Consider the following 7,502-nt stretch of genomic DNA (forward strand, 5'->3'; position numbering starts at 1 on the left):
GCGAGGTCTTCCGCAGATATGGTTGGAGGTAACGCATGCCATTCAAAGAAGATAGGAGAGACCGTGTTATCTTGTGATAGAACCTGTTAATACCTGAACCTTTTTTGTTTCTTTTTTTCCGTCCTTTTCGACAACTAACCAGTACGTCCCGGAGTTCAGTGTTGAGATGTCAAGCGCTAACAATCCGTTTCCCGTTATATCGAACACACGACGTCCGGTAATGTCATAAAGTATGACCGTTCCGGTTTCTCTTCCCACATCAACGAACAACATCCCCGATGCTGGGTTCGGATAGACCTTGATCCCGCTCTCATCAGGTGTGGTTTCGTCTACCATCTCCGCAGGACGTCTCTGGAAACGACCGTACACTATAGACCACGAAAACCCGCCCTCGTCAGGATACGCGAAACCGAAATACTTTGCTCTTGGCCAGCCGTCTTTATCGAGACAGGAGACAAACGCCCTCAACGTTGCAATGGTGTCGTATTCTGGGGAAAGGTAGAAGATATTCTCCAAATACCAATCTTCGTACACCGGTTGGTCAGCATAGATATCGAACATCGTGGTAGATGCAGTATCCCTTGATGCCACGACGTCATCATAATCCATTTTTACGTATTCATAGTTAACTACGTAGTACTTCATCCCTAAACAATCATCAACCAATTCATCCGGAATCACGAACGTGTCCGACCCTGCCTCTGCAGGTTCAAGAGGTTCTGTACCGTCACCGTAAGCGTATACCCATTCCTTCGTACTCACGTATGAGGTGTCCGGACCTGCTACCCTCTTAGTTACTGTAGTGTAGTATTCAAATTCGTAATCATTTCTCCACTCTTGGTGTACGTTTTTCTTAGACCTTTCCCTTTCTCCAACCGTCGGTTGGGGTCTGCCTTCAGCATAAGAGGTTGACACCAATACAGAGAGACCGAGAAAAACGGATAACCCGCGCCTGATTACTTCTGATAACTTCCTTCTGTTTTTTCTATCTTTGTTGAATATTTCACTTCTATTATGTGTTTTAAGATGTTTTTTCATGTTATAATTGTACACTTTGTCATATTTAAACTTATCTTTTGACTTTTATAGGTTAGTTAATTTTGCTTCACAAATGTTTTTAATCTGGACGGAAGAATTGTTTATTACTTTTTGTAAGGAGGTGGATGGATTGTTGGATGACCCAAAACTGCGGATGTTGATGATGTATCTCTTTGCACAGGTGTTGGGCATATCCGTCGGTGTCTACCTTATCCAGATGAGTGCCGTCAGCCCGGTTTTTTCGGAGATGAAGGTTGAACCGATGGGTGAGAACAATCCGTTGAATTCTTTACTGTTCGTGGTCTATGTGCTTGTCGGTTCGCTCCTCCTTCTTATTCTGCTGAAATTCTACAGAGGGATAATGCTGTACCGGTTGATGGAATTTTTCGTCATATTCTTTGCATCCAACATAGTGTTCTTTGTTTTATTCTATATGGTGTTGAATGAAGATTATGCGGTTCTGTTGGCTTTGGCATCATCATTCCTTCTCGCATTAGGTAAACAGATCAAACCCGAATTGAGGAATGTTGCGGCGATCGTGTCTTCCGCCGGTGTCGGTGCAGTGTTCGGGTTCTCTTTGAACTTCCTTCCGTCCATAGTGTTCGCAATCCTTCTCTCCGTCTACGATTACATCGCTGTCTTCAAAACGCGGCACATGATCACGTTTGCTAAGGAGTTCAGTACCAAACAGCTTGCCTTTACACTCGTCTCTAAAAGACCGGAAAAGAAAACCAGAGAAGAACGGAAGACCGAGGCACGATACGTTCCCGGAAGGGAAAGGAGACTCGAGTTGGGCACCGGTGATGTCGTTGTGCCGATGATGGTTGCCGTGTCCTCCTATTATCCGTTCGGATGGTGCGGCCCTGTCGTGATGGTTCTCTCTGCATCAGTGTCTCTATGGATGTTGATGACCTACGTCAGTAGGAAAGGTAAGATCCTTCCGGCACTACCTTTTCTGACCTCTGGTATGCTGGTCGGAACATCGGTCCTGTGGTTGTCGACAATTTTATAAATATTGGGCACGATTAATACCCCTATGGGAGCCGAAGACGTTGTTAACTATCTTAAAGCCGAGAAGGAGAACATAGATAAACTTATCGAAGACATCATCCCGAGACGCGTTGACGAAAGGTTCATGGAGACGTTGCTAGGCACTCCTCTGTACAAGTACGATGCAGAAACGTTTCAGAAGACGGTCGTCGACCCTCTGTGGGACCTGTTGGATAGGGGCGGCAAACGATGGCGACCGTGGATGTTTTTCACGGTGTTGAGATGTTTGGGCGGTGATTACGATAAGTACAAATATCTAGGTGCCGCGATAGAGGTTATACATAACGGTTCTCTGGTTGCCGACGATATCGAAGACAGAACCACTGTAAGACGTGGTAAAAAGGCTATCCATCTGATCTTCGGTGAGGATGTTGCGGTCAACCTTTCCTCGCTGATGTATTTCCTGCCCACCAAGGCCATAGATGATATCGATGCTGACCCGGAAACCTACAGACGGTTGTCGAACACGTTACACAGTGAACTGATCAGGATACATGTCGGTCAGGCTACGGATATAGGATGGCATGCTGGTATGAAGGATACGAGACGGATCACCGTGCCTGAATATCTTCAGATGTGCGCTAACAAAACGGGTGTGTTGCCGAGACTTGCGTGTAAATGGGCAGGTATAGCATCGGGTCTCTCCGAAGAAGATGTGGAAAAGTTGGGTAGGATGGGTGAAACGATAGGCGTGGCCTTCCAGATCCAGGATGATATAATGAACCTTACCCAGGCGGAAGGGTTGGGTAAAGAGTTCGGTGACGATATCACTGAAGGTAAGAGGACGTTGATGGTGATAAAGGTTATGGAGGATGGGTCGGAGGAAGATAAGAACACGTTGATAGATATACTGAACAAACATACAACCGATATAGAAGAGAAGAGAAAGGTTGTTGAGATATTCAATAAGTATAACGCCTTTGATTATGCTAAACAGGTTGCCCGAAGGATCGTTACAGAGGCATGGGAAGAGGCCGAACAGGTGTTGCCCGATAACGAGTACAAGGAGATGTTGCACAGTTTGGCCCTGTTCTGCGTTGAACGTGATAGATGATGAGAGAGGAGATACCATGCCGATCACGATGAGTAGGGAGGATGAAAAAAAGAAAAAACAGTTGAATGAGAAAGAGGCGGTGCTGTTCCGAAAGATGGGCGGAGAGTTTGAACGGTTCCTGTTCTCCGAAAACATCGATAAAAACGAGTTCCCGATAGAGTATGAGTTGTCCACGTTGTTAAAAAGGATGATGGGTGATCAACTCGATCAGGTTTCGGTTGGAAGGCTCACCGAGTATATAGGTGACGAGGGGGTTAAAGAGTTGATGAATGCCGAGACATCTATAGAAGCGTTGTACATAATAAAGAGAAGGTTGGCGGACCGTGTTTTTGATAAGGGTGGGTAGAATGTTTGATTCCATCGATGAGATCGAGGAGATCGTGAAAAGTGAAGAGTTCAAATACGTGAAAAAGAAGGTGTTACTGATGGATGCAAACATAAGAATGGCGCGGTCTGTCGATGAACTGCTTTCATTGAAAAAAGAGATGGACGAGTTTTTCGAAAAACTTAAGTCAGACCCTAAACTGTACATGGTGTTCGCGTTCAACAGATACTTGCTATACAAAGAGCTTCAGTCAAGGTTGGGTAACGATTACCGATAAGTCGAAGGTCCGGTGAACGCGTGTATGAATAACAAGGTTTTCCTGTTCTTTGTAGGCGTGCTTGTAGGTGCCTTTGTAACATCTGTCATCTGTATTTCCTTGGGCATATCCGCTGTTTGGACGGGTTCGGACATCCACGGTTATCCTGTGAACGGCAGTTGTGCGTACTACCCGGTTATCACACCTGCAGATGCGGAGTATATCGTCGGTCTCATAGATAACGCTACGGAGTACGTGTACGTGGAATGTTATCTGATGACTAACGAAGATATAATGAACGCGTTACTCCGCGCCCACAGGCGCGGAGTAACCGTTCGCATACTCCTGGACAAAACAGTTGACCTGAACAAGGATGCCTTTATCACCTTTGCCGAGAACGGTGTCGATGTGAAATGGGCTCCGGAGGTTTATCCGAGGACCCATGCAAAGATGATAATCATAGATGGTAGGATACTTTTCATAGGAAGTTCTAATTTTACTTATCACGGGTTCAGTAAAAACAGGGAAGCAAACATCGTTCTCGTCGGTTGCGATATAGAGAGTTATAAATCGATGTTCGAGAAGGATTGGAAACTCGCAGGATGAAGTATTTTTAAAAGTATTTGCAGTGCCAATGCAAATTATTTTTAAATACATTTGCAATCATACTGCAAACTATTTAAAAAGTTTTGGTAGATAAAAGATTATGGAAGAGTACAATCCGTGGTGGTTGGGTGAACGGGATTATGTATACGAAGAGTTCTTAAAACAACCGATCAGATGGATCCCGCCTTTTCTGGACGAGATACGGACGGATAGGTTCGGTCTGTACTTCCTCGTAGGACCTAGACAGATAGGCAAGACCACGGCCCTCAAGATCTTCATACATGACCTACTTAAAAAGGGAACCAGGCCGGAGTCGATCTTTTACTATTCATGCGACCGTCTGACAACCCACGATGAACTGTACGACTTACTTATGCAGTATCTGGATTGGAGGGCTGTCAAAGGGGTTGAAAAGAGTGTAATAATACTTGATGAAATAACCTTTGTTAAGGAATGGTACAGAAGTGTTAAATCCGTCATCGATTTGGGCAAGGTTAAAAACGATACCATTATAATAACCGGTTCGACTTCCTTTGAGGTACTGAAAGAGAAGGAAAGGTTCCCGGGTAGAAGGGGTGCGGGTAAGGACCTGCTCTATCTTCCACTTCAGTTTTCAGATTATGTAAAACTGTTCTTCAAAGGAATGAGAGTAAAGGAGTTCCAGGTTGAAGATGATTCTTATCTGGAGAACCTACCGTTTAAGGAACGGTTAGACCGATTGTTCGTTAGATACCTGACTACTGGAGGAATACTTAAAGTCATAAATGAGTATTATCGTACCGGTAGGGTTTCTCAAGAAACCGTGAGAACGTATACGGACTGGATGATCGGTGACCTGATACGGATGGGTATGAACGAGACCTATCTTAAAGAGGTGATCAGATATGTGATAGAAGCCAAGGGAACACCGATAAGTTGGTTATCCATAGCGAAGAATACATCGATAAGAAGCCCTCACACAGTTCACTCCTACATCAGGTTCTTGAACCAACTCTATCTGGTTGACGTGTATGAGTATATCGGACTGGACGGTAAGGTGGTTCATAGAAAGAACAAGAAGATACATCCCACCGATCCCTTCTTTTACAGAGTATTATCCGAATATTCATCTTCTGAAATGGATACACCGGCAAAGGTGGAAGGTACTGTGGCTGCCCATTTTTCACGGAAGTATCCGACGTACTACTGGAGAGGCAAGAGCGAACTGGATATCGTGATAAAATCAGAGAACGGTCTGTACGGTTATGAAGTAAAATGGGGACCGAAGGACTGGAAGAAACCGAGAGGGGTCAAGAGTTATCCGTTGGACAGGGAAACCCTTCCTTTATTCTTGGGCAGTTACAGGTTCTGATTTAAAAAAGACTAGAGGATGGAGTGTTGCAAAATGATCTGAAGAACTATCGTTATGATCAGGAAGAATACTGTGAATAAGATTACGAACAGAACTTTTCTGCGGTCCAGTACTACGATCCCTTGAGATTTAAGTCGGTGCTTAAGTTTTCGGTCGATCTTTTCGGTTTTAAGAAAGAGTGCTGCAATCGTAAATCCGATCAGAGTTAAGAAGTTCCATAACCCGAACAACGCAAACCGTTTCTTGGACGGTTGGTCACTCATGAAAGCGATCATCCCAGCGAACATGCTTGCCGAACATGAGCTTAATATGAAAAGTGTTATGCCCCATAACCATGTATATCTGTTTATAAAATCGGCTAAAACTATCTGGGTCGGGGCGGAATCCTTTATCCAGAGGTCATCTCTCAGATGTTTTGATGATACGTCTATCTTGATCTTCGTATATCTCAAGTCTCTGACCGTTGTCTTACCGTTGAAGAAGGATGATAAATCGTCCGGCACGGTATAGTAGCCCTGGTAAAAATAGGTTGTCTGGGTTCTGCGTTCTATCTCCGGATAAAGTTCGGGTGAAACGTAACCTATCACATAAATCAAAATGGGTATTCTTCTGCTTCCGTAAACGCTCGTCAGTTTCAGCGGGAAGTATATCTTATCTGTCGGGAACCTGATGAAAACACCGATGCCTTCGAGTGTCTCGTAGTCCTCTCCGGTTGCTGATTCGTGTTCGAATTCTTCGGGATTCGAAATCCATGACACCACAAACGAGTATTCTTTACCGTCGTAGTATTCTAATGCAGATTTTAAATCAGGCGGTAAATCCAAATCCTTGCTTGCTAAATAATTGTAGAATGCGTTTTTGTCTTCAGCCGTGACCAGTTCGGTTGTCAGACCCATCTTCTCTATGTGTTCGTGGATCGTAACTCCTTTACCAACACCTTCTTCACCTTCTTGCAGGGCAGTTCTTCCACCCATATGTCCAAACAATGCTATCTCGAACGGTAACCAATAAATCTGAGATAGTCTCATCATGGAGAAGGTTTCGTCGATCGACATGTAAGCTCTGCTTTTAACATCGTATCCGTGAAACCTTGGAAATCCTTTGATCACGTCAATTTCTGTTTCCTCGGGTTTTGCAGGGACGGGAAAAATCCAAACCGCTTTTTCACCGTGCAAATCATCGATGTCTACGTACAAAAGCATGTTTTCGAACCCGTTTTCGTAATTGATTGCAGAGAATTGTTGGTTCATACCGTGAAGTTCCCATCCTAACATGTCCGGGTCATAGACGACTACGCCTCCGTCGGCAGAAAGGGACCGGGCAAACACTGATAGAATGAATAACACCAAAACCAAACATATTCCGGGTTTTGCGTGTCTTGCCATGATAGTATCGGACGGATTATTTTTATAATTCTTTCGTATACTCGTCCGATGAAGAACATCTCTGTAAAGTTTACAGAATTTCCCACTGTTTTCGGAAGTAGGTAACAGATAGGAGAATGAGAAGATTGGGTCTGTAGATAGTTCGGTATAAAATTTAATTTTCAACATCGAGTCCGATTTATTCGCGATCGCAATGCCTCTGGAAGATATGATAACTTTTATAAATCTACTCAAATAAATTCTTGACAAAGGTGTAATACCTATCGAGGTAATGTCTATCAAGATGTAGAGGTGCAGAATTATGGATATGCGGCGTTTGGAGAAGGTTGTTGCTGTGGTTATGTTGGCTGTTGTGGTATGTATCGTTGTCGGGTTGTACACGCTCGGACGCGCGGGCGCACGCCCGCGCGCCGTACTGACACTGTCGGCCGTGATAC

General features: G+C 44.4%; 8 protein-coding genes. 6 read left to right on the forward strand and 2 right to left on the reverse strand.

Annotated features, from left to right (window positions below; translation table 11 throughout):
• Positions 1-66: 66 nt before the first annotated feature.
• Positions 67-1,038: a T9SS type A sorting domain-containing protein gene (locus tag J7K41_02840; protein MCD6549617.1), complete on the reverse strand. Its 972-nt coding sequence runs from the start codon at positions 1,036-1,038 to the stop codon at positions 67-69.
• Positions 1,039-1,171: 133 nt separating this feature from the next.
• Between J7K41_02840 and J7K41_02845 the strand changes: the two genes are divergently transcribed.
• From J7K41_02845 to J7K41_02870, 6 genes are all read left to right on the forward strand, one after another.
• Entirely contained in the window at positions 1,172-2,050 is an 879-nt protein-coding gene (locus J7K41_02845) for a hypothetical protein (GenBank protein ID MCD6549618.1), read from the forward strand.
• A 24-nt stretch (positions 2,051-2,074) separates the two neighbouring features.
• On the forward strand, positions 2,075-3,142 hold the full coding sequence (locus J7K41_02850) for a polyprenyl synthetase family protein (GenBank protein MCD6549619.1): 1,068 nt from the start codon (positions 2,075-2,077) through the stop codon (positions 3,140-3,142).
• A 16-nt stretch (positions 3,143-3,158) separates the two neighbouring features.
• Complete coding sequence (locus J7K41_02855) at positions 3,159-3,488, forward strand: hypothetical protein (GenBank protein MCD6549620.1); 330 nt, start codon at positions 3,159-3,161, stop codon at positions 3,486-3,488.
• 1 nt (position 3,489) lies between these two features.
• Positions 3,490-3,744 (forward strand): hypothetical protein, encoded by a 255-nt coding sequence (locus J7K41_02860; GenBank protein ID MCD6549621.1) that lies wholly within the window; start codon positions 3,490-3,492, stop codon positions 3,742-3,744.
• Between the two features lie 24 nt (positions 3,745-3,768).
• Positions 3,769-4,329 carry a phospholipase D family protein gene (locus J7K41_02865; GenBank protein ID MCD6549622.1) on the forward strand — a complete coding sequence of 187 codons (561 nt, stop codon included), beginning with the start codon at positions 3,769-3,771 and terminating at the stop codon, positions 4,327-4,329.
• A 100-nt stretch (positions 4,330-4,429) separates the two neighbouring features.
• Positions 4,430-5,680: an ATP-binding protein gene (locus J7K41_02870; GenBank protein MCD6549623.1), complete on the forward strand. Its 1,251-nt coding sequence runs from the start codon at positions 4,430-4,432 to the stop codon at positions 5,678-5,680.
• Positions 5,681-5,691: 11 nt separating this feature from the next.
• Here J7K41_02870 and J7K41_02875 read toward each other — a convergent pair whose 3' ends face one another.
• Positions 5,692-7,065: a hypothetical protein gene (locus J7K41_02875; GenBank protein MCD6549624.1), complete on the reverse strand. Its 1,374-nt coding sequence runs from the start codon at positions 7,063-7,065 to the stop codon at positions 5,692-5,694.
• Positions 7,066-7,502: the final 437 nt, after the last annotated feature.

It is taken from the genome of Candidatus Micrarchaeota archaeon, from assembly GCA_021163225.1.
Taxonomy (GTDB): Archaea; Micrarchaeota; Micrarchaeia; order Anstonellales; family JAGGXE01; genus JAGGXE01.